Origin of the sequence: Methylovulum psychrotolerans (assembly GCF_002923755.1) — a bacterium.
GTDB classification, from domain to species: Bacteria; Pseudomonadota; Gammaproteobacteria; order Methylococcales; family Methylomonadaceae; genus Methylovulum; species Methylovulum psychrotolerans.
In genome coordinates this window covers 221,252-243,502 of sequence record NZ_PGFZ01000003.1, presented here as the reverse complement: position 1 = coordinate 243,502, position 22,251 = coordinate 221,252, and the positions used below count along the sequence as shown (strand labels likewise).

The following is a 22,251-nucleotide window of genomic DNA, read 5'->3' as shown; positions in this document are numbered from 1 at the left end:
AAAACGGCCAATTGGCAACGATTCCTGGAATTGAACGGGGGCGTTAAATTCATGAATTACCTGAATTCGACTTTAAAAGAGAAAATGGTTATGCGGTCGGTTGTATTTGGTCGGTCAGCAGTACCGCCGTTTGCGAAGGGTTGAAAATGCGTTTTTTCTTTTAAGCTTTCACAAATGAGTTGTTTGATTTCATCCCGACGCGGCTCCAGACTGGCCGGGATAAGCAGCTCATCAATTGCATAAAAACAATGGATGCCTTTCGCAAATTCGCCCTGGCTTTTTCTTTCCGCACTAAACACAACAGTCTGTCCGGCAATCCCCAGCACATAAAAAGGCAATTGTTCATAATATTTGCCATTTAAAGCAAATAGATAGACCCCACGCTCACGGTCTATCGCCCACCAATAAGGTCGGGTAAATGGAGGTATCCATTGCCTAGGTTTCAGTCCGGCATAGCTGACCTCAGCGGTGAGCTTACGTTGATCGTCTTCGGATATTGCTTCGTTAACAAATGCCATGGTTGATAGCCTTTCGAAATCCAACGTTTTGCTTCATTAAAACCAGAAAATCGGCTTTTTATTTGTTGCTTGCAGCTGAAGCGAATACACTCAGTCATCTATGGCGCTGTGTAACGACGGTATCCGTATAAACTAGCTTGCAAGCTACTGGCCGCTACGGAACCCAGTCTTTTTCAAGATTTTCGTGCTGTACAGCACTTCCCTGCCGCGACACCACTCACCCAGCACAGCGGCGATGTGTTGGATTTGCGCGTCTACATCTTGCTGGTGCTTGCCATGTACCATCGCAAACAGGTTGTAAGGCCAATCCGGCAAATGTCGGGGGCGGTGGTAGCAATGGCTGACGAAAGGCAGTTGCCCGACTTGTTGGCCCAGCCTGTCTATTTGCTCATCCGGCACATCCCACACCGTCATGCCATTAAAACGGTAGCCCAGTTTATAATGGTTAGGCACTGCGCCAATGCGGCGGATGATGCCGTCCGCTTGCATGGCGTTCAAACGCTGCATGACTTCTTCTTTGCTTAAGCCCAGTTGTTCGGCAAGGGTTTGGTACGGCTCCAAAGTCAACGGCAAGCCGGCTTGGGTGGCGTGCATTAGGCGGCGGTCGGTTGCGTCCATGTCAGGCTTCCAATTTCAGATTAACGAAATACTCTTTCAGCTTGGGCATGTTATAAACCTGCAAGCCCGTTTGTCCGGCAATGGCGGCGAGGGTGTGCTGCTGTTGTTGCGGGGTTTCAGTCGCGAGGACAAACCACATATTCAGCGTGTGGCTGCGGGCATAGTTGTGGGCGACTTCAGGGAAGGCGTTGATGATCGCGGTGACTTCGTCAAACCGCGCTTCCGGCACTTGCACCGCCGCCAAGGTCAACGCCCCGCCCGCTTGCTCAGCATTATATAAGGGCCCGAAGCGAGTCAGCGTACCGTCTGCCAACAGGGCTTGCAGACGCGCCAGCAAGTCCTCGGTGCTGATAGCCAAGCTGGCCGCCACTTGCGCGTAAGGCGCGTCACTGATAGGGAAACCGGCTTGCAGGGTGTTAATGATGGCGCGGTCGAGATCATCCATTAGCCGTTACCGGAGTCGGTGGGGCTTGGTAAACCGCCCCGCGTTGTTTAAAACAGCGGCGGCTGAACAATACTTGCCGCGCAAACTCGCCCAAGCCACAGGCTTGGCTTAACTGTGCCAATTGCGCCAACACCGTGGCGCGGTCTTTACCGTGGATCATGCAGTACAAATTATAAGGCCATTCGGCATGGCGGGGGCGTTGGTAACACAAGGTCACAAAACTAAACTGGCTGATTTGCCCACCCAGTTGCTTGACCTGCGTATCGGGGACATCCCAGACCACCATCGCATTGGCGCGGTAGCCTAAGGGGCGGTGTTTGACGATCACCCCTAGGCGTTTAATCAGCCCCTGGGCTTTTAACACTGTTAAACGGTGGATAACCTCCGCCTCGTCCATACTGATTTGGAGACCGAGTTGCGCATAAGGCCGGGGGCATAAGGGCAAGCCATCGGCAATTTGCGCTAATAATGCCAAATCCTGCGTATCAGGTTTGTACTGAGTTTGTCGAGCCACTGGGGGATTTGATAAGCCCACCGTAGGTGGGGTGTTGCCGGACTGGCAAAAATCTAACGGAAACCCCAAATCAATAAAAAAATCATCAACCAAGGGCAAGCGCAAGGCCGCGAACCCCGTCGCCTGTTCAATTGCGGCCAGTACCGTCTGCAACTGCTTTGCACTGGAGGCGGCCGCGACAAACCATAAGTTAAAGCGGTTTTCGCGCTCGTAATTATGGTTAACCTCAGGAAAGGCACTGATCCTATCCGCCACCGCCTGCAATTGTCCGGGCGGTATCGCCATCGCCACCAAGGTGCTGGCACCGATATGGTTGGGCGGGATAATCGCGCCGATCCGGCTAACCAATTGCTGCCGGTCCAATTCGGCAAACGCCGCCAACACCGCCGCCTCGTCCACGCCCAAATGCCCGGCGAGAGCGCGGTAAGGGCTGGGCATTAAAGGGAAATCGCGTTGGAAATCGTTTAATAAGCGCTTATGTAACTCGGTCAGCGTTATTTGCATGGCTTAAAAACCGATTTTATGCGCCCTAGCGCTAAAAAATATCCCGTTAGGGTGACGGGCAGGCAAGCGCGTGACTTCCCGCAAGGTCGCGGTATCGTAGACCACCACTTGGTTATCATCGCGCAATGCCACCCAAACTTGCTCACCGCGTGGGGTAAATTCCATGTGCAGCACCGCCTTGCCGGGGCTTAAGGTGGTGCTGACCGTCAAGTCTTTGGTATCAATGATTTGTAACTGGTTGTTGTCGGGCATGGCAAAATTGACCCAGACCTGCCGGGCATCAGGCCGCGCCATGACAAACACGGGTTGCCCGGCCACCGGAATGGCTTTCAGCAAAGTCCAAGTGCGCTTGTCCACCACCAACACCTCATGCTTGCCGACCGCCGGGGCGAACAACAAATCCCCCGCCATCGCCCAGCCTTCCAAGTGTGGCATTTTATAGACCGGCAGCTTAGGGTCGTCTTTACCGTAGGTCGGCAAAATGCGCTTCACGCCAGCGGCGGTATCCCATAAATCCAATAAGGCCAGACCGCTTTCGCCAAACAATCCGGCGATATAAAACCGCCCTTCCGGCGACATCAAGGCATCATAAGGTTCCTTGCCGATGTTTTTGAATTTTTCGACCACGGGTTGTTGGGGATTTTTCATGTCCAGCGTCCAAATCTCGCCCGCATCGAACAGGCTGAAGACAAACTTCTGCCCAGGGGCATCGACCAAGCCGACCACTTTCGAGCGTTTGCCCGGCGCATACTCGGCGGGAATGTCAGCCACCAAGGCCAAGGTATCGGCGGCGAACACCTTCACCCCACCCGGCTCGTAATTGGACACCGCAATCAGCTTGCCGTCTTGGGAAATCGCCCCGCCGATACTGTTGCCCGCTTGGATAATACGCTTATCGAGCTTATCTTGTAGCAAGTCAATCTTGCTTAAGCCGCCATCACGGCCAAACACATACGCATAACGCTGGTCGCGCGAGAACACCACCGAGGCATGGGACAAATCGCCCAAGCCGTCGATTTTCGCCAACTGCTTAGGCTCGGAGGTGTTGATGATAAGGGCGGCGCTGTCTTCGCGTTCGATAACCAGCCCTAAATCCCCCGTGGCACGGGGATCGGCTTGGGCGCTGAGGGCGAAGAGGGTTAGGGCTAGGGTGGGGAGGAGTTTGTTCATGGGTTTGGTTTTTTTGTTTTAATTATTCAAACGTTCAAGGCAACTTTTGCACATCTGCAAAAATTTCGGCCATTTCCGTGGCGTTGTAGTCAAAAATCGGTTCCTGTGCATTGTTCAGTTGGTCAATAAAATCAAGCTTATTATAACCTGCTAATTCTGCGGCCTTACCGAGTGATAAACAGCGTTTTCTATAAAGCGTTAACGCCGATAAAAAGCGTAAATCTTGCATAATTTATCCTTTGGTAGCCTTTTCATTCTTCAATCAGCTCATGGGCCATAAGCAGCCCTGTCCGTGCTTGTGCGAGTGACCGCAACAACCTTTCGGCATTGGTGGCGTTTGCTAATAGATATTGCGTTTCTTGCTCAGCGTTATCATCTGCCAAGGATGCAAGGGTTACTTGCTTGTCATCGTCACGGATAATCATGCTAAATTACACCCAATCAGGTTTTTATAAATTGCCTACCACGGCGCAACTGTATTTAAGCGAATTAATTCTTCGTGCCTAAACCAGCTATAAAACTGCCCGACAACGTCGATAAATTCGCTTTTAGGTAAATGCGCACTGTGAAAAACATCCACATTATCAGTAAATAACAAGGCAACCTCTTCGCCAACCAGTACAATAAACGACTTTGTCCTCTCAAATGATTCGCCACCAAGAGTTAAAAAATGAAATTTACAATACCGTTCTGCATCTTGCTGTATTTCATCATTGGTTCTGTCGTCATCTAAATACAGGACTTGATTAAGAAAATCGAACGCTTCACGGTCACTCAGTTGCAATAAAGCCGGATCATTCAGGGTTGATAATCGCTCCAGCAATCTTGATAAATTCGCTGCTGTTGGATTTAGCATACAATCAGGCTCGGTAATATCTCCTAACCTGTTACCCGCAACCCAAAGACACATGCGCCCAAAAACGTGCCGGGTATTTAAGGGTTCATGATAGCACTCGATGGCGAAAGAAAGAGGATTGCCGATCAGCATAATTAACCTAAATGTGTTCAGGATTTGGCAAAGACAAAGTGCCTTTCCGTACTGGCGGTGGCGGTGTATAGCGTTTATCCAAGTCCGCATCCATCTTAACCGTCAGGCTTTCAACCGCCTTAAGCGTCAGTTTTTTATCGCCGCCTTTGGTCTCGGAAATATAATTGCCCAGCAACTGCCCGTCTTTAACGCGGATTAAATGCCCCATTAAATAAGCGAATAAAAAGCTGGGCTTATGCAGCCGCCCCACCAACACATAATCCGCCCCTAGCGTTTTACCCAAAGCCGCCGCCACTTCGTCATGGTCGAACAAATAGCCAAAACCGCTATTGGCCTGTTGTTGCGCGGCTAACGGCACGGCAATAACCGCATACCCCGCACTTTTTAATTCCCCCTCCAGCAACGGCTTAATGCTTGCCGTGCGGGCGACTTCTTCCGCTATCCCCGGCTTCATGGTCATATCGTTTAGCTCAAAATCTAAAACGGCGATACGGGTTTCGGCGTGGGCGATGGATAGGGCGAGTAAGAGTAAAAAATAGAGGGGTTTCATTATGCTTCACTTAATAGAGATGTTATCTTGCGTGGATTCAACCTGCCCGATAGCTTCATCAAGCCAATCAGCAAATGCCTCAGTATCTTTTGCTTGTAACCGCCAATGTGCTTTTGCTACCGTCAATACCTCAAGCACCTGCGGGGAAGCCAACGTCACTAAACCATTGAGCGCTTGCCTACGGATAGCAGGGGCTGGGTCGTAAAGCCGTTCGGCAAGAAACGGGATAGCGGATGCCTGCCGATATTGCCAAATAACTTCAACCAAAAATTCACGGATAGCGTTATCTTGTTCCTGTTGGAATTGTAAAACCAGTTCGGGTAACGCCTCACAGCCTATATCAAGTAACCCGAAAAAAGCCATTTCACTATCGCCTTGGCGAAAACACTGCAAATACTCGCCAATCAGTTCCGTTATTGTCATCCTAGGTACGGGCGGAGCAATGATGCCATGATAGCCATCACTACCATAAATATAATAAATATTATTTAATAATCAATTGCTTGTCATTAATAAAAACAACGAAGCCCGCAGGTTTCGGGTAGGTCGGGCACGCTTTTCTGCCCGACATTTACCACTATCGCCTGCTTAAAAACACCCGCTTTACGGCTTATGGCTTAGTAAAAGGGGCGGTAAACTGAGCGGTTTCTGTCGGGCAGAAAAGCGTGCCCGACCTACGCAACTATTTATTTTTACGCAAAACCCCCACCAACCACCCCGCCTCATCCTTACTCATAAACGGCTGCCAAGGCGGCATAGCCGTCCCCTTGCGTCCCTCCAAAATCGTCGTCACCAACAAGTCATCTGGTTTGCCTGCCAAGCGCTCAGGCAATAAGGCCGGCCCCATCCCGCCTTGTAAGGTCAGGCCATGACACGCGCCGCAGTCGTTTTTCAGTAAGTTCCGCAGTTCGGTTTGCCGGGCGGGCGTGGGGTCTGCTGTGCCGATGCCGGGCAACAGCAAGGCCACCGCCAAGCCAGCGGACAATGCCGCTGGCTTGGCGGTCAACATCACCCTATACCAATAAGGTTTCAAGGTTTCAGCTTCGCGTAATACGCGACGACATTGGCAATATCCTCGTCGGTTAACGAACCGGCAATGGCGTTCATGATGTCGGATTTGCGGGTTTTGTCGCGGTATTGTTTCAGTGCCGTTTGCAGGTACTCGGCATCGCGTCCGGCCAAGGTCGGAAAAGGCGCGTCGGCGGAGGGTGTCCTAATGCCGTGGCATTGTGAGCAGACTGCTGCCGCCCGGCTTTGTCCGGCGTAGAGGTTGGTGGCATGGGCGGCGTGTGCCGCCAACAGTAAGCCGCCTGTCAGTAGCCAGCGTTTCATTATTTGGCTCCTTGCAGGCCGCCATCGCGGGCCGCCAGATCATCAGGCGACAGGCCACGGGTCATGTATCTGACGCGGCCATGCGAGAAAATCCCCGCCGGGCTTTCCATACTGATAGAGGCGACTTTGGCTAAGGTGGTTGCGTCATACACGACCACTTCATCACCGCTGTAACCCGCGCTGACGTAGAGGAATTTGCCGTCGGCGCTGTATTCGGGGAAGTAAGCGTGACCGCCGACATCCAAGGTCTTAACGACTTCCAGGGTTTTCTTATCAATCAACTGGATGGTGCGGGCGCGGCGGTCTTTGGAAATAATATCTACGGCGACATAAGGCGCGTTGGCATGGGCGGCGGGGGATTCGGTGCCACCTGCGACCGGGATTTGTTTCACCACTTCCATTTTGTCCAGATCCCAAACGCTGACCACGGTTTTGTCACAATCGCCAAAGTTGGTGCCAAAGCCTAAGGTACGGCCATCAACCACCACGGCAGAACCGCCGCCGACATGCGGCACACAACCGGCTTCGAGTTTTTTGATGATTTTCCGTTCTTTCAAATCAATCGCCGCGACAATACTGTCATCGTAAGAAGCGATCATCAGCTTGCTGCCGCCGTGGGTCAGGAAGGCATCGTGCAAATGGTGGCCCACATCGGTGATGCGGGTGACGGGGAAGCCTTCTGTCAGGTCAACTACCCAGACTTGTCCGGCGTTTTCCAGGGCAATGGCGAAAATGTCGGCAAACGGTGTGCCGATAATCATGCCGGAGTCGGAGCTGACTTGTTTGCCGTCGGGGTCTATGCCTTCCAGTTCAAAGGTTTTTAATGGCTCTAAAGTATCGGCGTTTAAGATCACGGCGTTATGCGGCACAAACGAGCCGGCCATGATGTATTTACCGTCGCGTGATACGCCTAAACCGGGGCCATTGAAGCCGGTTTTGATGCTGCGCACGGCTTGCATGGAGTATAAATCGACTTTGAAAATTTCGGCGGTGTCGGTTTTAATGTAAGCCCAACGCGGATTGGCCGGGTTGTAGTCGATAATGTGCGCCGCCGTACCTGTCGGTACTTCGCCGATTTGTTGGTGGGTTTTGCTGTTGATGAAGACGGCTTTGGCCCCTTCGCCGCGCCCGTACTTGCCCCGCGCCGCCACGCCGATCACATCGTCTATCGAGTCAATGGCATAAGTGGGCTTGGCAGGTAAGGTGCTTTCGTCTTTGACATAAACTTTTAACGACGCTTTCATATCGTCGATAGTCCAGGCCGGATTAGGCAGCTTGGGAGTGGTTTGCAGGTGCTTGATGACCCCACGGATCTGGTCGTCATTCAGCTTGCCGTAGAACGGCGGCATCAAGGTGTCGAAACTGCCCGCCATGACGATAGTGCGCAACGCGGTGGGGCTACGGCCTTTCAGGGTCTCAGCATTGAGTGCCGGGGCGAGAAAGCCGCCGTGGTCGGAGCCGTGGCAACTGGCGCAATTGTTTTCATACAGCGTGTGGGCAGCGGCGGCATCCAGTTCGGCGGACGCGCCTAAGGGTAGCAACAACGCGGTTAATCCGGCCAGTGCGGCTAAATAAGGGCTTGTAGTCAGTTTTTTCATCATCAAGAGCTCCTGTTTGTATCGAGTCAATACTATATAATTTTTGCCCAAAGCTCAAGTATTATGATGCGATGGTGGCTTTTTAAGGGAAAATCGTTGGGTGGGTTTAAGATAAAACCCCAGCGGGTGCGAGATAGTAGCAATGACTGCTAAGAAGATGCAAGTTATTCGCGGGGCGTAGAGACTAAAGCCTTTATGCGGCATGGGGTTATGGGTTTTCGTTGCACGGCTATATACTTTTTAATAAAATTAAAATAACTTAATTATCAATAGACTAGGTTTTTATACACGGTGGGCAATAGACAGCCTACCCGAACGCACGCTCGCCAACAGCCGCCGTAGTGGCATAATCCGCCCTTTTTGTTTCCCGGTGTTCAGCGGACAAGGCCAACAGCATAAATTCCTGCCCTCTAATTAAACTAGGTTAAATAACATATATCATTAAATAATAATATATTAAATATAAGACGTTACCGAATATCCTCTGCCTTTGTCCGGCCAAAAACCCTGCGCCAGACCCATAAATTGCGGCATATCCCTTATTCCTTACAAAAAATAGGGCATTTGACCTATTCCACTGTTTTAACAATCACCAATCTATTAATTTAATTCATATTTTTATACTGGCATAGTTCATGCTTTTGGTACTTTTGTACTGTTTTCTCTGACGGGCTTAGACTGGCTTAACAGGTCTTCTGGGCAACAACGCTAACGGTACACGCTTATCCATTGGCTTTATCAAAACCTTGCCCACACCTCCCCCTCAACATGGTGATTAGGCTTGGCCGATAGGCTGACACTAACTATAAACAGGAACACTTCGATGCCATTCATTGTTAAACCGTTAACCCGCGCCCTCTTATTTACCTCTGCCCTGCTCGCTACCTCGGCAAGCTATGCGGCAACCCAACCCGGCAGTGTCACCGCCTTTACCGATACTCTGACCTACGACGTTTTCACCGTCTCCAGTAAAGGCTGGCGTGATCCTGCTTTCGGCGATATGGGCTGGACGCATAAATCGGACTGGGGCAGCTTCACCGCGAAAAAAGGCCAAACCGTTACCATTACCCTGATCTCGGAAACCGCCGGCATCCATCCGGGCATTTCCATCTGGTTCCGTGGCAAAGACGATACTGCCCCAAACAGCTATGTGGTCGACCATTTTTATCCGCAACAAGCTAACTTTACCAAATTCGGCGCGACTGACGAGTCAACCGGGGCCAGCATTGGCGATATTGTCATGCGTATCCAAAAGTTTGGTTATGACTTAGACGGCAATACCCAACACGTCAAAGGCATTAACGGCAAAAAAGACGGCGTACCCGGCCAGTTGCAAATGACCTTTACGGCTAGCCACACTGGCAGCTATATGTTTGTGGTCGGTGGCTTTAACCCTGACGCGACTGTCGACCCCACCATCAAATCGTTTAACATCGACACCACCGTTACCGTTACAACCCCCTAACCGCATTAAGGGATAGGCATGAAATAAAATCTGTTGTACAGGCGAAAGTCCGGCCCCCCTCCCAGCCTGCGCATTCCCTGAGCGAAAGGGACAGGGGGAGGGGCTTTTCCCTCTAACTTTCACCTATACGACAGGGAAGACATTCGCCCCCTCCCCTGCAAAGGGGAGGGCTGGGGTGGGGTTTAACACGCAGAGACGTAATGGAACGCCGACTTAATTTTATGCACGCGCCTAACCGCAAAAAACCAGCAACAGGTCATTTTATGAACACAAGCCAACGCGCCGATAGTTTACCGGCCCCTTATTTTTTGCCCGGTCTGGCCTTGCTGCTCGGCCTCTTGCTCAGTCATAAGGTGAGCGCCCATGGTGATACGCCGCCGTCCTTGCAAGGTGTCGCCATGCCCACAACTCCCGGTTTGCTGGATGGCGACAGCCCCATCGTGACCGATAAAACCATCGCCATCCAATTAGGCAAAGCCCTGTTCTGGGATACCCAAGTCGGCAGCGACGGCATGGCCTGCGGCTCTTGCCATTTCCACGCCGGGGTGGACGGACGCTATAAAAACCAACTGGCACCCGGCAAGCTGCATAGCAACGCCGCCAGCGGCTTAACCTTCGAAAACACCGCCTCAGGCGCATCCGGCGGCCCCAATTACACCCTTAAACGTAGCGATTTCCCGCTATACCAACTGGCCGACCCAAAAGACCGTAAGTCCGCCGTGTTATTTAACACCGATGATGTCGTGTCCTCGGCAGGAACATTTAGCGCCAATTTTGCCAACTTAGGGCCAGTGAAAAGCCCTAAGGATAACTGCACCCCGACCACCGACACTATTTTCCATGCGCAGGCCGGCAACACCCGCCAAGTCCAGAACCGCCAAGCCCCCAGTGTGATTAATTCGGGCTTTAATTTCCGTAACTTCTGGGATGGTCGGGCCAATAATATTTTCAACGGCGTTTCGCCCTTCGGCTTACGCGACCCTGATGCGCGGATTTGGGTCCAACAGGCCGACGGCACGGTCAGCCCACAGGCCATCCAACTGGAAAACGCCGCCTTAGCCTCGCAAGCGGTGGCTCCTGCCGTCAACAGCTCAGAAATGTCCTGCCAACAACGGGCGTTCCCTGAGATTGGCCGCAAACTGCTGCCCCGCCAGCCCCTCGCCACTCAAGCCGTCCATGCCGAAGACAGCGTTTTGGCTGGCTTGCGCAACAGTTCCGGCAAAGGCTTAAACACCACTTATGCCGCCCTGATCAAGTCCGCCTTTGCCCCGCGCTATTGGGCAGGTACGGGCGAAGTTGGCCAACCCGCCTACTCGCAACTGGAAGCTAACTTCTCCTTCTTTTTTGGCTTGGCCTTACAACTGTACCAACAAACCTTGGTCTCCGACCAAACGCCTTTCGATAGCCTGCGCATCCCCGGCAGCTACCCGCAAATGCCGGAAGCCCTCAACGCCAAACAAAAACGCGGCTTGGTCATTTTCCTGAACGCCCATTGCGCTATCTGCCACGCCGGCCCGACCTTATCCGCCGCCGCCCATCCTAAAGTCGTCACCCCCGCCAATAGCTTCGCCTCGTTGCGCTTGGTCAACCGCAAAACCATCAACGGCTCGGTAACGGGTAACGGCGTGGTCAACGGTATGCTGGATGAAGGCTATTTCAATACCAGCGTCGCTCCTACCGAAACCGACATCGGGCTAGGCGGTAAAGACCCGTACGGCAACCCGCTGTCGTTTAGTCGGCAATATCTGCAAAAACTCCGCGACGGCACACCGTTGGTAGACCCGATCATCGTCAATTCCTGCGATATGGACAACACCTTTGCCGAAGATTATCTCAAAAGCGAACTGTTGGATGACCCTTACATCACAGGCAGTTGCTACACTCGTTCCGTCTACGCCAAAATACCGACCCCGCTGGTGTTGGAAGCGGAACTGCAAAAACGCCGCCAAGGCCGCGCTATGGTGGCGGTGAACGGGGCATTTAAAGTGCCGTCATTGCGCAATATCGAACTGACCGGCCCTTATATGCACAACGGCAGTTTGCTGACCTTGGAACAAGTGGTGGACTTTTACTTCCGGGGCGGCAATTTCAACAACCCCCACCACTTTGCCACCTTGGTCTTCCCACAAGGCATTTTTGACTCGGAAAAAGCCGATTTGGTGGCGTTTTTAAAATCCCTGACCGACGAACGTGTCCGCTGGGAACGCGCCCCCTTCGACCATCCCCAACTCACCGTACCGCACGGCCAGCAAACCACCGCCGACCCCCACCACCCCGAACAGGCGGCGGACTTGCACCTGGTTATCCCGGCGGTCGGTAAAAATGGCCGGGATGCAGCATTAGGGCCATTAAAGCCGCTGGCGAATTATCTTAAGCCTTGAGGCTTAAGCTCAGCGGCTAAACTCATCTGCCTTTCGCCACGGAGCCTGTGCAGCCTCCGTGGCGAAAGGTTTGATTAGCCCCCCAAGCTATTGCCGAAAAACCTTCCTCTAGCAGATGCGCGACTGCCCAAAACTTGCTAACATCGCAAGTACCATCAACCGCTTTCGCCATGCCACTCCATGAAAAACTCTGCCCGCCTCTTATTGCTGATCGCTTCAGCCAGTGCCGCCAGCGCGGCAACCAGTTCCGGCCTTATGGTCGCGCCCGATGCCAAGGTTTATGGAAAATCCCTAGGCGAATATGCCAATAATTGGTGGCAATGGGCCAATTCCATGCCGCAAGAAGACAGCCCCGTGGTAGACCGCACGGGTAGCCAGTGTCATATCAACCAAGCGGGGCGAGTCTGGTTTCTGGCGGGCGGCTATGGCTCTTCCAAGATTACCCGCACCTGTACAATACCCAGCGACCACTATATCTTCTTTCCGGTCATAAACATGCTCTACTATCCGCCCCAAGGCCAACCACTCCCGACGTGCGGCGAAGTGCAAAAAAACGCCGCCATGAATAACGATTATTTACGCACCTTCACCGTCACCGTAGATAAGGAAAAAAGCCTTAACCCCGCTTTCCATCGGTACAGCTCACCCGACTGCTTCGATTTATTAGCATTCGCACCCAACAGCGCCATGGCCGCGAAAATGTACCCATCCGCCACCGACGGCTACTGGGTAATGCTAAAGCCCTTGCCTCTAGGCACACATAAAATAAAGTTTCGGGCCGAATACCATAACCCCGGGACGAGTTACGGCAAGATGGTGCAGGATATTGAATATCAAGTGACTATTGTTAAGGCCGCGCCAAAAGTTGATACGGCGGGCAGTATTTAGCAGGGGAGCCGGAATTAGTCTGGTAAATCGCCACGCCAAGATGGCGGATAAAAGGCGGTTTTGCAACGCGCAGGGCAAGCCATTGGGCATCTGCCTTAAAAAACCCCGTGTTACCGCCGATTTGCCGACATAACACGGAACAGTAAGACATACACCCAACAGAGATAGGGCGGGATCAACACCATCTACATCCATGAGTACAAGTACCCATAGCTATAGGTGGGTTGACGAAGGGAGAGGCGCTAACAATCCAACGAGGGGGGGAAGTGGATTGCTAGCTATAGGAAGCCTTCGGCATCAAAGCCGGGCAAGGCACACCAATACCCGCCCGGCAACCGCCAGCCTTTACAATTTTTGATAAATAATTTTGATAACCGTACCCGTGCTGGCATCAACCCATACCGCCGCTTCCATCGTGGGGTTTGCACCTGGGTTGGCAATATCAATGTCCCAATGGGCGGGAATACCATGGTCACGGCGATCAAAGTGCGCCTGTAAGACCGTGCCGCCTTGTACGGCGGTCTCGGCAATCGTTTCGGCTTGGGTTTTGTTAATCACAGCGGCGCTGGCTTGCAACGACACGAACATCAACACACTGGCGATTAAGGCGTTTAACGTTTTCATAATAGAATTCCTGGTTTAGGGATACAGTGAATAACCAACGCCATACAGCCCATCTAAAAGCCAAGCTTTTTTACCAAGGGAGCTTAACCGCGATTTGCCAAACAACTGCCCGCGTATAACGTCGGCTATAAATCAAGAACGTTTAGCGTTACCGTTTACGGGCTTATTGATGGCTCGCCAACCCTAGCGATATGTCCTTAACCTGACTAATGCAACTACCAAGCCACTTTTTAAATAAAAAATAGTTATTTATTATCAATGTGCTATATCATAACTTACTTTTATTTAGGCTTCCTTTAACCCCGCAAATACTGTTGTGCCTGCAACATCTTTTGCGGGGTCGCTTGGGGTTAAGGGGTTCTGCGGGGGAAGAGAGACCGGGCAATGGCTGGCCTGTAAAATGATAAGATGCCTGCCTTAGGCCTACCCTGTTGTTTTACAAAAAATACGGTTTTTCCTATAAAATGGCGGGGCGTATTAATAACCCGGAGATTAAATAGTGAGCTACATCATTGGCATTGATTTAGGAACAACAAGCTCGCGGGTGTCAGTTTTTAAAGACGGTGTTCCCGTCATAATTGAAAATATAGAAGGTGAAGGCACCACGCCATCCCATGTGGCGATAACGGATTCAGGGCAGCGTTTAGTGGGCAAACCGGCAAGACGGTATGCGATTAAAGACCCCGCCAATGCTGTTTTTGCAATCAAGCGCCTTATAGGGCGCTCATTCGATGACCCTATTGTGCAAAAACTAATCGAATTTATGCCTTATCAAATTGTCAGGGCAGACAATGGTGACGCATGGGTCAGCTTACATGGCAAAGCCTATTCGCCTGAGGAAATTTCTGCCTATACCCTACAGAAATTGAAAATTTCTGCCGAAGCTTTTCTGGGAGAGGCCGTTACCGAAGCCGTAATAACCGTACCCGCCGATTTCAACGAATCGCAAAAACAATCCGTCAGGGATGCCGCGACAATTGCCGGGCTGGAGGTAAAAAGAATAATCGCCGAACCGACCGCCGCCGCATTGCAGTGTCACAGTTTGGGTCTTGACGACCGAAGAGTAGCTGTTTATGATCTGGGGGGTGGCACGTTTGATATTTCAATTATTGAATGTACGTCCCTCGACATGGAATTTCCGTCCATCTATGATGAACTGCAATTTGAAGTGCTTGCCACCATGGGCGATACATTTTTGGGTGGTGAAGATTTTGATATGCAGCTCGTAGACTATCTCGCCGTCACATTTCAGCGAGAACACGGGATTAATTTGCTCGCCGACCCTATCGCCACGCATCGGCTTAAAGAAGCGGCAGAATCTGCGAAAATCATTTTATCCTCCGAACGGTCTACAGAAGTGGATTTGCCTTTTATCGCAACCGATAAATCCGGCGTTAAGCATCTAAATTGCCTTATCACGCGAACAATATTTGAAGATCTGATTCGCGGTTTTATAGACCGCTCTATTGTCATTTGCCATCAAGCCATACAAGCGGCTGGGCTGAGTAGAAAAGACTTGCGGCAAGTAATTTTGGTAGGCGGCAGTACAAGAATACCGCTGGCGCAAGAAGTGCTTGAGTATTTTTTTGGCATAAAGCCTGACGGCAAAGCCAGGCGGGAAGATTCCGTCGCCCTTGGGGCCGCGATTCAAGCAGGCGTATTAGGCGGCGAAGTCAAAGATGTTTTGCTGCAAGATGTAACTCCATTTTCTCTAGGCATTGAGTATCCAAGCGGGTCGGTCGCCACTTTAATTGCTAAAAACACTTGGATTCCAACATACGCCAGTCAAAAATTCACTACCCATGAAGATGATCAGGGCACATTCAGTATTCACATACTGCAAGGTGACCAAGAGAAGGCCGCGGACAACCTCTCTTTAGGATACTTTGAGTTAACGGGCATTACACCTGCACCTAAAGGTGTTGCTGAAATTGAAGTGAGTTTTGATATTGATGCTAACGGTGCCATAGACGTTTCCGCAAAAGAACGGGGTACAGACAATAAATACAATAAAAAAAGCCTCTCCATTAAACCTAAGGGGCGGTTAAGTGACGCTCAGCTCAAAGAACTGACAGCGGCGGTGCAAAACTACACCACCCCAAATGCAAGCTATCGTGACCATGATTTTTCTGGCGCAAAGCCAAGAACGGCATCGGATAAAGTGGCGGCTAAAAATGCGGCTAGCTCCCAAAGGATCTTCATCAGCTATGCCCATGAAGATTCGGCTTGGGCGCAAAAAATTCAAAAATCGTTGTTGATGGTTTCTATCAAACAAGGACATGAAATTTGGCTAGACCGCATGATAAATACCGGAGAGTTTTGGGAAGAGAAAATATATGCTGAAATTGAAAAAGCCAGCATAGCGATTCTTTTGCTATCCCATGATTTTTTGGGTTCCCCTTTTATCTTAAAAAATGAACTGCCCAGAATATTTGCCGAAAAAGAGCGCCGATATTTGCAGGTTTTCCCTATCATGATCCGCTCTTGCCCTTATGGCCTGCATGAAGAATTGGCGAAATTTCAGTTTTTTAATCAACCCGAAAAACCGTTGGCAAGCTTACAGGCAGCGGAAGTTGATGAAGAGCTGACAAGATTGGCTTACGAGCTATCAAACAACCGCCGATAAGGGCAGCGTTATTGGGTTGCATCTTCACCGCAAGAGCGGGCAAGATGCCCGCGCTCCTGGGGGCGTTTTACTATAACAAGCGTTTGCCGATGTTTTAGAAAGCCTATAGATGCGTTGGAGACCAAAGGCTTTAACCTTTACTAAGACAGAATCAGGTGATGAATCTCTTTTTTTAGATATATCCATAAAAAGATACCTGAGGATCATGAAGCCAACACCATACAGGTAATTTGCTGAGGCTTTTCGACCCCCCTCCCCAAACCACACACTACGGTAACAGCGGCTTTTAAATTGCCGCGCCAGACAACCATAGCAATTCCCTGTGCTGCCAAGCCTTTTACGCTTAAAATAGCCCTTCCCGGCATGGCATAAACTTGCCCAAACCCAACCGCCCAAGCCCATGACAGCCCCACAAACCCTCTGGTCACACAGCGCCGCGTTTCCGGTGCTGACCACCCTGACGCTCATCCCCCTGCTGGCGATGATTGCGATTTTACTGTCGCATTCGCCTAAGGCCTCGCTACGGTTTGGCTTTGTCGGCACTTTATTAAACGTCGCCCTGAGCATTTATCTGCTGCTGGTGTTCGACCATCGCGCGGCGGGGGTGCAGTTGCTGGAGAGCGTCCATGTCGGTTGGCTGAGCTACAGCGTCGGCGTGGACGGCATGAACATCCTGTTTATCCCGCTCACCGCCGTGCTGGCGTTTTTGACTTTGGTGTACACAGTCATTACCCGCCACGTCAACAACAAAGCCTTTGTCGCCTGCCTGCTGGCTTATGAAACGATTCTGATCGGCGCGTTTGCGGCCTTAAACCTGATGCAATTCTGGTTGTGGTCGGCGTTGGAATTGCTGCCGCTGATGCTGTTGACCGTGTGGGCCGGCACGGGGCAAAACCGCCGTTGGGTGGTGACGCTATTGCTGCAATATTGGGGCAGTAGCTTGCTGATGGTCTTGGCGGGCTTTTTGTTCTTGGCCTTCGGGCTGGTCGGCTCCGACCATGATTTGACGTTTGATTGGCTGATCCTTAAAGAAAACAACGCCTATCTGCACGACGAAGTGCTGATTTTTATCCTGCTGTTCTTCGGCTACGCGATACGGATGCCGCTGTTCCCGTTCCACGGTTGGTTACCGCTACTGGCCGAACAGGGTACGGTTGCTACGGCGGGGGTGTTTGTGGTCGGCTTAAAATTGGGGCTGTACGCCTTAATCCGCTTCATCTTGCCGATTTTACCCGGCGTGGCTGAGCAATGGGCGCCGTTTGTGCTGATTTTAGGCCTCATTAGCGTCGTCTACGGCGCTTTGTTGGCGATGATGCAAATCAACGTCCGCCGCTTGCTGGCGTTTGTCGCCCTTAGCCATAGCGGCTTGCTGATTATCGGCGTGTTTTGTTTTAACGCCTTCGGTTTGCAGGGCAGCTTGCTGTTAGCAATTGCTTACGGACTAGCCAGTGCCGGGATGTTTTTCAGCGTCGGGCTGATTTACCAGCGCACCCGCACCGCTTACCTGCCGCGCTTGGGCGGCCTGTTGGACAAACACACCACCATCGGCGTGCTGTTTTTACTGTCCGCATTCAGCACCATGGTCATGCCGGGTACACCGGGTTTTGATTCGGCGCATTTGTTGACCGAGGGGATTATCGAAGAATATGGCTGGGCGGTGGCGATTGTGGTGCTGTTGGGCAATGTCCTGGCGGCGGCGTTATTGCTCCGCGCCTTCCAGCAAATGTTTATCGCCACCGCCAAACGCCACCCGCAACCTTACAGCCGCGTCCCGCAACCGGCCCCCAAAGAACGCCTGATCACCTTAGTGCTGGCCTTACTGTTGGTCACCAGTGGCTTTTACACCACCCCGTGGCTGAATTATATCAGTGCCGAAGTGACGGTGTGGGTACAGGCGTTTCCGATACACCAGTCGCAACGCGACGAAGCCAGCAGCGCAACGCCTAAAGCACCGTAGGGTGGGCTTTAACGGTTACTAAACCCACTTTTTAGTTGAGAAAGCCGCCGGATCCGGCCTGCAACATAAATAAATCCCCCACAGCCAAAGTATTCATATCCTATTCAGCCAGATAAGCAGATGATGTTACAAACTTCATCCTATTTAAGGATTTCATCATGGCTACGTTCATTAAAAAAGGTTTTTTGTTATTGTTGTTGTGTACGCTGAGTGCGTGTGCCGTGTATCCGGCTGGCGGCTATGGCGGAGGCTACGGCTATAGGGGTTATGGTTACGGCGGGGGCTACGGCTACAGGCATTATGGTGGTGGCTGGGGCGGAGGAGGCTACAGGGGTTATGGTGGCGGCGGCTGGGGCGGCGGTGACAGAGATGATAGGGGCGGCGGGGGATGGCGTCATCATTAACGTTGGGAAATAAGCTATAGGGCTATAGCCATCAAAGTGTTTTAGTCAGGCGTTTGCGCCACCCCGCCTTTTGGCGTATCTACGGTCGCCTAAGTGCCGTTTTTTGTCCGACAGCAGAATCCACAGTAACGCTCTGTTAGGCTTGACTGATAATACGCACGTTAAGTAGGTGTGCATCTATCTTTTAACATTTTTATCTCTGCCTTGCCCTGAGCGAAGCCGAAGGGTTGAATTCACGAATATTAAACAACATAGGCACACTCACCTACTACATCCATGACCGGATGAAATTAACTGTTCAAGCAAAGCGTTTTGCTTTAGATAACACCAATATTCCACTTCACTTTTCCCCCAAGTTCTGAGGCAGTGCTTAAGGGCATTGAATTCTCGAAGCCGCCTACGATGCAATCTCTCGATTCTTGTGCGCGGTTTACCGTAAAGCGGTGTCCCAATAGCTGGATGAACGCCAACCCAGTCCGCCGTTTTTATATTCAAAAAGACATCGGCAACCAATAACGGATATTCCATATCCGAATAGAAAAAGTTATCACAAGGCATCCATTCTTCGTCTAATAACGAAATACCCCATTGTTCTTTAAGTTTTTTTCCAACCCTGTACATAAAACCCACCCCTCGGATCTGCAATGATGAGCGCAAACCATTAGGAAGTTTCCATGCTACATATCCAAGTAAAAATAAGCGTTCCGAATATCTTGCCTCTGGCATTTCTTTCATAGTATAGACCTGCTATTAGGGTAACGTGAGGATGCCTCCCAAACTTAGGCATCGTCATCAATCTTGTAAAAAACCCGATACTCAAAAGTACCAAAAAGAAGCGGCCCGACCCACGCGGCCATCAGGGTTACCGACAGAACCTACGACTGGCTGGGCAAGCCCGTATCCGGTACAATCAGAAACCAAATCCATAGTTATCCAATTTTAATACGCACAAGATCAAGGCATGACGGCCAAACCATTCAAAAAAAACCATGTCACCGTGCTTGGTGATCCGAATGCCCGCCATAGCATAATTTTTGTCCATGGTTTTGGCACAGACCAAACGGCATGGCATACCGTGGCGGGCGCATTCTTGACAGGGTTCCGGGTGATTTTGTTCGACAATGTCGGGGCAGGACAGTCAGATCCGGCGGCGTTTGTGCAACACCATTACCTTAACCTCCACCCGTACGCCACCGATTTGCTGGATATTTGTCAGGTATTAGAGATAAAAAACGCCATTTTGGTTGGCCATTCTGTCGGAGCCATAATCAGCGTCTTGGCGGTGCTCAAACAGCCTGACTACTTCTGCAAGTTGGTGTTGATTGGCGCTTCTCCCCGTTATTTAAATGCGGATGATGGCTATTACGGCGGTTTGTCGGCGCACGATTTAAACAGTATCTATAGCACTATAGTCAACAGCTTTTCATCTTGGAGCAGTGCATTTGCAAAAACGGCGATGCCGCACCCCGACCAGTCCGAACTGGCCCAACATTTCGCCTATGCCATTAAAGCTATCCCGCAAGCCCATGTCCTGACCGTGTTGTGTTCAATATTCCAGTCAGACCATAGGGCCGACGTGGCCAAATTGACCAAACCGACACTGCTGATCCAAACCCAAGAAGACGCTTTTGTGCCTTTGGCTGTGGCCGAATACCTTCATCAACAGATTATTGGCAGCCGCTTGTCGGTCATCAATACCATCGGCCATTGCCCCCATATCAGTGCGCCCGATGAAGTGATCGCCGCAATACGGGCATTTCTTGCTGAATGATACGGTTGTCGGGAGTGGGGCAACCACCAACAGCTCATCGCCCTTACACTATTGCGTAAGGCCTTATATTACCCTAAGTCATTGTTGCCCAGAAGCTACTGGCCTTTTTGCAGCCGATTTGCTACCCTACAACGGCGGTTAAAAAGCAGTTTCTTCACCAACAAAAGCTGAGCATCATCAGCAATAACAATAGGGGACGCATTATGAACCATCAGCATGACAGCCAAGACCTCCATACCACGGACACCATAGACAGCACCGAAACCATCGACCAAGGCCGCCGCCGGGTATTATTATTGGGCATGTTCGGCGCCGTCGGCACTTCCGCCGCCGCATTCGGACTGTTACCCAAAAACCTGTTAGCGGACAGCTTGCCGGCCAGCACCGCCACTGCCCCCCTAAAAGAACCGATAGTCTTCGCCAGCAGTGGCGGCACTCTTCAGGCTACTTTACGCGCGACCACCAAAGCCACCAGTGTGGCCGGGCAACTCATCAGCGGCACCATGACTTACAACGGTCATTATCCTGGCCCGACCTTGCAGGTCAAACCCGGCGACCACATCTTGCTGAAAGTCCATAACAACCTCGACCTGACGGCGGCAGCGGCACCCAATCCCCACCCAGGCGCCACGCACAACCATGCCACCGCCATGACCGTGCCGCCCGCCAATACCCTCAACACCCATTTCCACGGGATGCACGTTTCGCCCTTGCCTAAGGCTGATGACATTTATTTGGCCACGCCCTTCGGCGGCTCTTACGATTATGATTTCCAAATCCCCGCCAACCATCCGGGTGGCTTGTATTGGTACCATCCGCATGTGCATGGCGTGGTTGACAACCAAATCTACGCAGGACTGGCAGGATTGCTGGTGGTCGAGGGTGGAGCGGCGCAAATCCCCGCCTTGCAAGGGGCGCGTAAACGCCTAATGGCCTTAAAAAACATCGCCATCGCCAACGGTGCGCTGGCGACCGGGGTTGCCCCCGCCGACCAACTGCACACCCTCAACGGCCAATTGGCACCGAGCATTGGCATACATCCCGGTGAAACCCAGCTCTGGCAAGTGGCGAATATCGGCAATGAGCCGTATTACAAACTGAGCTTGGACGGGCATCGCTTTACCGTGGTCGCCGAAGACGGTGCCATGCTCTGGGAAAGCTATACCACCGACACCTTATTAGTACCGCCCGGCAAACGCTTCGAGTTCACCGTCACTGGCGGCAAGGCAGGCAGTTATGCGTTTAGGACATTAGGCTACAACTCCGGGCCGTTCGGCGACTGGAGAGCGGCACAACTGGCAACAATGGTTGTGGCCGGAAAACTGGACACCCCCCGCACCGTACCCGTGCAACTGGACGAACCACCCGCTTATCTGACCGGCCCGATAGTCAAACGCCGTTATCTGAGGTTTAGCGAGGGTTTTGACCTGAGTACCAACACCCCCTATTTCGACATCAACGGCAAAACCTTCGAGGCCTTGCGCAACGGTGCGCAAGTCAAGTTAGGCACGACCGAGGAATGGCTGATTTACAACGATTCCAACCGTTCCTTAAACGAGGGCGGTGTCGCCGAAGACCATCCTTTCCACATCCACGTCAACAGCTTCATCGTCACCGAAATCGACGGTATGCCCGTCAAAGCCTACGGTACACAGGATGTGGTAAACGTGTTGCCGGGACAAAAAATCCTGATCCGCATGGCCTTCCCCGATTTCATCGGCAAATCGGTGTTCCATTGCCATATATTGTTCCACGAAGACAATGGCATGATGGCTAATTTTGAGATTGTGCCTTAGGGGAATTGTTAGATAAAACGGTGTCGGGTGAGGCGGTTTTTGCCCGGCATCGCCATACGGCAAGGCGCAATCGGAGCGCATACATCCTCACTATTGAACCCT

The 22,251-nt window shown here is 51.6% G+C and carries 23 protein-coding genes; 8 read left to right on the top strand and 15 right to left on the bottom strand.

The genetic code is table 11. The features are described from left to right. Positions 1-56 precede the first annotated feature (56 nt). The 13 genes from AADEFJLK_RS09135 to AADEFJLK_RS09075 all read right to left on the bottom strand — a co-directional run bounded on the left by AADEFJLK_RS09135 (position 57) and on the right by AADEFJLK_RS09075 (position 8,237). Positions 57-542, bottom strand: a complete 486-nt coding sequence (locus tag AADEFJLK_RS09135) for a hypothetical protein (RefSeq protein ID WP_146054548.1) — start codon at positions 540-542, stop codon at positions 57-59. Positions 543-662: 120 nt separating this feature from the next. Beyond that, positions 663-1,136: a siroheme decarboxylase subunit beta gene (gene ahbB / locus AADEFJLK_RS09130; RefSeq protein ID WP_103974024.1), complete on the bottom strand. Its 474-nt coding sequence runs from the start codon at positions 1,134-1,136 to the stop codon at positions 663-665. Position 1,137: 1 nt separating this feature from the next. Next, on the bottom strand, positions 1,138-1,581 hold the full coding sequence (locus AADEFJLK_RS09125; RefSeq protein WP_103974023.1) for an Lrp/AsnC family transcriptional regulator: 444 nt from the start codon (positions 1,579-1,581) through the stop codon (positions 1,138-1,140). Then, positions 1,574-2,599: a siroheme decarboxylase subunit beta gene (gene ahbB / locus AADEFJLK_RS25520; RefSeq protein ID WP_170065068.1), complete on the bottom strand. Its 1,026-nt coding sequence runs from the start codon at positions 2,597-2,599 to the stop codon at positions 1,574-1,576. The genes AADEFJLK_RS09125 and ahbB (AADEFJLK_RS25520) overlap by 8 nt, the downstream gene beginning before the upstream one ends. A gap of 3 nt (positions 2,600-2,602) precedes the next feature. Beyond that, entirely contained in the window at positions 2,603-3,769 is a 1,167-nt protein-coding gene (locus tag AADEFJLK_RS09115) for a cytochrome D1 domain-containing protein (RefSeq protein ID WP_103974022.1), read from the bottom strand. 34 nt (positions 3,770-3,803) lie between these two features. After that, a complete protein-coding gene (locus tag AADEFJLK_RS09110) occupies positions 3,804-3,998 on the bottom strand; it encodes a UPF0175 family protein (RefSeq protein ID WP_103974021.1) in 195 nt (64 codons plus the stop codon). Positions 3,999-4,020: 22 nt separating this feature from the next. After that, positions 4,021-4,194, bottom strand: a complete 174-nt coding sequence (locus AADEFJLK_RS09105) for a type II toxin-antitoxin system Phd/YefM family antitoxin (protein WP_103974020.1) — start codon at positions 4,192-4,194, stop codon at positions 4,021-4,023. A gap of 35 nt (positions 4,195-4,229) precedes the next feature. Beyond that, a complete protein-coding gene (locus tag AADEFJLK_RS09100) occupies positions 4,230-4,757 on the bottom strand; it encodes an Imm42 family immunity protein (RefSeq protein WP_170065067.1) in 528 nt (175 codons plus the stop codon). Positions 4,758-4,764: 7 nt separating this feature from the next. After that, positions 4,765-5,307: a DUF2380 domain-containing protein gene (locus AADEFJLK_RS09095; protein ID WP_088619783.1), complete on the bottom strand. Its 543-nt coding sequence runs from the start codon at positions 5,305-5,307 to the stop codon at positions 4,765-4,767. 6 nt (positions 5,308-5,313) lie between these two features. Next, positions 5,314-5,730 carry a HEAT repeat domain-containing protein gene (locus tag AADEFJLK_RS09090; protein ID WP_088619782.1) on the bottom strand — a complete coding sequence of 139 codons (417 nt, stop codon included), beginning with the start codon at positions 5,728-5,730 and terminating at the stop codon, positions 5,314-5,316. Positions 5,731-5,989: 259 nt separating this feature from the next. Further along, the gene (locus AADEFJLK_RS09085; RefSeq protein WP_249028012.1) at positions 5,990-6,340 is read right to left on the bottom strand and encodes a c-type cytochrome; all 351 of its coding nucleotides are present in this window, start codon (positions 6,338-6,340) and stop codon (positions 5,990-5,992) included. Beyond that, on the bottom strand, positions 6,337-6,639 hold the full coding sequence (locus AADEFJLK_RS09080) for a c-type cytochrome (protein ID WP_103974017.1): 303 nt from the start codon (positions 6,637-6,639) through the stop codon (positions 6,337-6,339). The genes AADEFJLK_RS09085 and AADEFJLK_RS09080 overlap by 4 nt, the downstream gene beginning before the upstream one ends. Next, the gene (locus AADEFJLK_RS09075; protein WP_103974166.1) at positions 6,639-8,237 is read right to left on the bottom strand and encodes a nitrite reductase; all 1,599 of its coding nucleotides are present in this window, start codon (positions 8,235-8,237) and stop codon (positions 6,639-6,641) included. Before AADEFJLK_RS09075 ends, AADEFJLK_RS09080 begins: the two co-directional genes overlap by 1 nt. A gap of 823 nt (positions 8,238-9,060) precedes the next feature. On the opposite strand from AADEFJLK_RS09075, the gene corA reads away from it, so the two are divergent. The 3 genes from corA (at position 9,061) to AADEFJLK_RS09060 (ending at position 12,971) form a co-directional block, all read left to right on the top strand. Then, positions 9,061-9,702 (top strand): copper(I)-binding protein CorA, encoded by a 642-nt coding sequence (corA, locus tag AADEFJLK_RS09070; RefSeq protein ID WP_103974016.1) that lies wholly within the window; start codon positions 9,061-9,063, stop codon positions 9,700-9,702. Positions 9,703-9,965: 263 nt separating this feature from the next. Continuing rightward, positions 9,966-12,083 (top strand): cytochrome-c peroxidase, encoded by a 2,118-nt coding sequence (locus tag AADEFJLK_RS25855; protein WP_103974165.1) that lies wholly within the window; start codon positions 9,966-9,968, stop codon positions 12,081-12,083. Positions 12,084-12,263: 180 nt separating this feature from the next. Continuing rightward, positions 12,264-12,971, top strand: coding sequence for a hypothetical protein (locus AADEFJLK_RS09060; protein ID WP_103974015.1), 708 nt, complete (start codon positions 12,264-12,266; stop codon positions 12,969-12,971). 345 nt (positions 12,972-13,316) lie between these two features. On the opposite strand, the gene AADEFJLK_RS09055 is transcribed toward AADEFJLK_RS09060, so the two are convergent. Continuing rightward, positions 13,317-13,595, bottom strand: a complete 279-nt coding sequence (locus AADEFJLK_RS09055; RefSeq protein ID WP_088619776.1) for a PepSY domain-containing protein — start codon at positions 13,593-13,595, stop codon at positions 13,317-13,319. 499 nt (positions 13,596-14,094) lie between these two features. On the opposite strand from AADEFJLK_RS09055, the gene dnaK reads away from it, so the two are divergent. The 3 genes from dnaK to AADEFJLK_RS09040 all read left to right on the top strand — a co-directional run bounded on the left by dnaK (position 14,095) and on the right by AADEFJLK_RS09040 (position 18,595). After that, positions 14,095-16,221 carry a molecular chaperone DnaK gene (gene dnaK / locus AADEFJLK_RS09050; protein WP_103974014.1) on the top strand — a complete coding sequence of 709 codons (2,127 nt, stop codon included), beginning with the start codon at positions 14,095-14,097 and terminating at the stop codon, positions 16,219-16,221. A 400-nt stretch (positions 16,222-16,621) separates the two neighbouring features. Beyond that, positions 16,622-18,178: a complex I subunit 4 family protein gene (locus tag AADEFJLK_RS09045; RefSeq protein WP_103974013.1), complete on the top strand. Its 1,557-nt coding sequence runs from the start codon at positions 16,622-16,624 to the stop codon at positions 18,176-18,178. Between the two features lie 216 nt (positions 18,179-18,394). After that, the gene (locus tag AADEFJLK_RS09040; protein ID WP_170065066.1) at positions 18,395-18,595 is read left to right on the top strand and encodes a hypothetical protein; all 201 of its coding nucleotides are present in this window, start codon (positions 18,395-18,397) and stop codon (positions 18,593-18,595) included. Between the two features lie 248 nt (positions 18,596-18,843). On the opposite strand, the gene AADEFJLK_RS09035 is transcribed toward AADEFJLK_RS09040, so the two are convergent. Continuing rightward, on the bottom strand, positions 18,844-19,317 hold the full coding sequence (locus AADEFJLK_RS09035) for a hypothetical protein (RefSeq protein WP_103974011.1): 474 nt from the start codon (positions 19,315-19,317) through the stop codon (positions 18,844-18,846). A 226-nt stretch (positions 19,318-19,543) separates the two neighbouring features. Here AADEFJLK_RS09035 and AADEFJLK_RS09030 point away from each other — a divergent pair, with 226 nt between their 5' ends. After that, on the top strand, positions 19,544-20,353 hold the full coding sequence (locus AADEFJLK_RS09030) for an alpha/beta fold hydrolase (protein ID WP_103974010.1): 810 nt from the start codon (positions 19,544-19,546) through the stop codon (positions 20,351-20,353). A 203-nt stretch (positions 20,354-20,556) separates the two neighbouring features. Then, entirely contained in the window at positions 20,557-22,149 is a 1,593-nt protein-coding gene (locus tag AADEFJLK_RS09025) for a multicopper oxidase family protein (RefSeq protein WP_146054547.1), read from the top strand. Positions 22,150-22,251: the final 102 nt, after the last annotated feature.

Coding starts and splice junctions, on each gene's coding strand:
- AADEFJLK_RS09035 (WP_103974011.1), bottom strand. CDS start 19,317: ATGAAAGAAATGCCAGAGGCAAGATATTCGGAACGCTTATTTTTACTT.
- AADEFJLK_RS09060 (WP_103974015.1), top strand. CDS start 12,264: ATGAAAAACTCTGCCCGCCTCTTATTGCTGATCGCTTCAGCCAGTGCC.
- corA (WP_103974016.1), top strand. CDS start 9,061: ATGCCATTCATTGTTAAACCGTTAACCCGCGCCCTCTTATTTACCTCT.
- AADEFJLK_RS09080 (WP_103974017.1), bottom strand. CDS start 6,639: ATGAAACGCTGGCTACTGACAGGCGGCTTACTGTTGGCGGCACACGCC.
- AADEFJLK_RS09075 (WP_103974166.1), bottom strand. CDS start 8,237: ATGAAAAAACTGACTACAAGCCCTTATTTAGCCGCACTGGCCGGATTA.
- AADEFJLK_RS09055 (WP_088619776.1), bottom strand. CDS start 13,595: ATGAAAACGTTAAACGCCTTAATCGCCAGTGTGTTGATGTTCGTGTCG.
- AADEFJLK_RS09090 (WP_088619782.1), bottom strand. CDS start 5,730: ATGACAATAACGGAACTGATTGGCGAGTATTTGCAGTGTTTTCGCCAA.
- ahbB (WP_103974024.1), bottom strand. CDS start 1,136: ATGGACGCAACCGACCGCCGCCTAATGCACGCCACCCAAGCCGGCTTG.
- AADEFJLK_RS09100 (WP_170065067.1), bottom strand. CDS start 4,757: ATGCTGATCGGCAATCCTCTTTCTTTCGCCATCGAGTGCTATCATGAA.
- AADEFJLK_RS09030 (WP_103974010.1), top strand. CDS start 19,544: ATGACGGCCAAACCATTCAAAAAAAACCATGTCACCGTGCTTGGTGAT.
- AADEFJLK_RS09115 (WP_103974022.1), bottom strand. CDS start 3,769: ATGAACAAACTCCTCCCCACCCTAGCCCTAACCCTCTTCGCCCTCAGC.
- AADEFJLK_RS09095 (WP_088619783.1), bottom strand. CDS start 5,307: ATGAAACCCCTCTATTTTTTACTCTTACTCGCCCTATCCATCGCCCAC.
- AADEFJLK_RS09025 (WP_146054547.1), top strand. CDS start 20,557: ATGAACCATCAGCATGACAGCCAAGACCTCCATACCACGGACACCATA.
- AADEFJLK_RS09125 (WP_103974023.1), bottom strand. CDS start 1,581: ATGGATGATCTCGACCGCGCCATCATTAACACCCTGCAAGCCGGTTTC.
- AADEFJLK_RS25855 (WP_103974165.1), top strand. CDS start 9,966: ATGAACACAAGCCAACGCGCCGATAGTTTACCGGCCCCTTATTTTTTG.
- ahbB (WP_170065068.1), bottom strand. CDS start 2,599: ATGCAAATAACGCTGACCGAGTTACATAAGCGCTTATTAAACGATTTC.
- AADEFJLK_RS09105 (WP_103974020.1), bottom strand. CDS start 4,194: ATGATTATCCGTGACGATGACAAGCAAGTAACCCTTGCATCCTTGGCA.
- AADEFJLK_RS09110 (WP_103974021.1), bottom strand. CDS start 3,998: ATGCAAGATTTACGCTTTTTATCGGCGTTAACGCTTTATAGAAAACGC.
- AADEFJLK_RS09045 (WP_103974013.1), top strand. CDS start 16,622: ATGACAGCCCCACAAACCCTCTGGTCACACAGCGCCGCGTTTCCGGTG.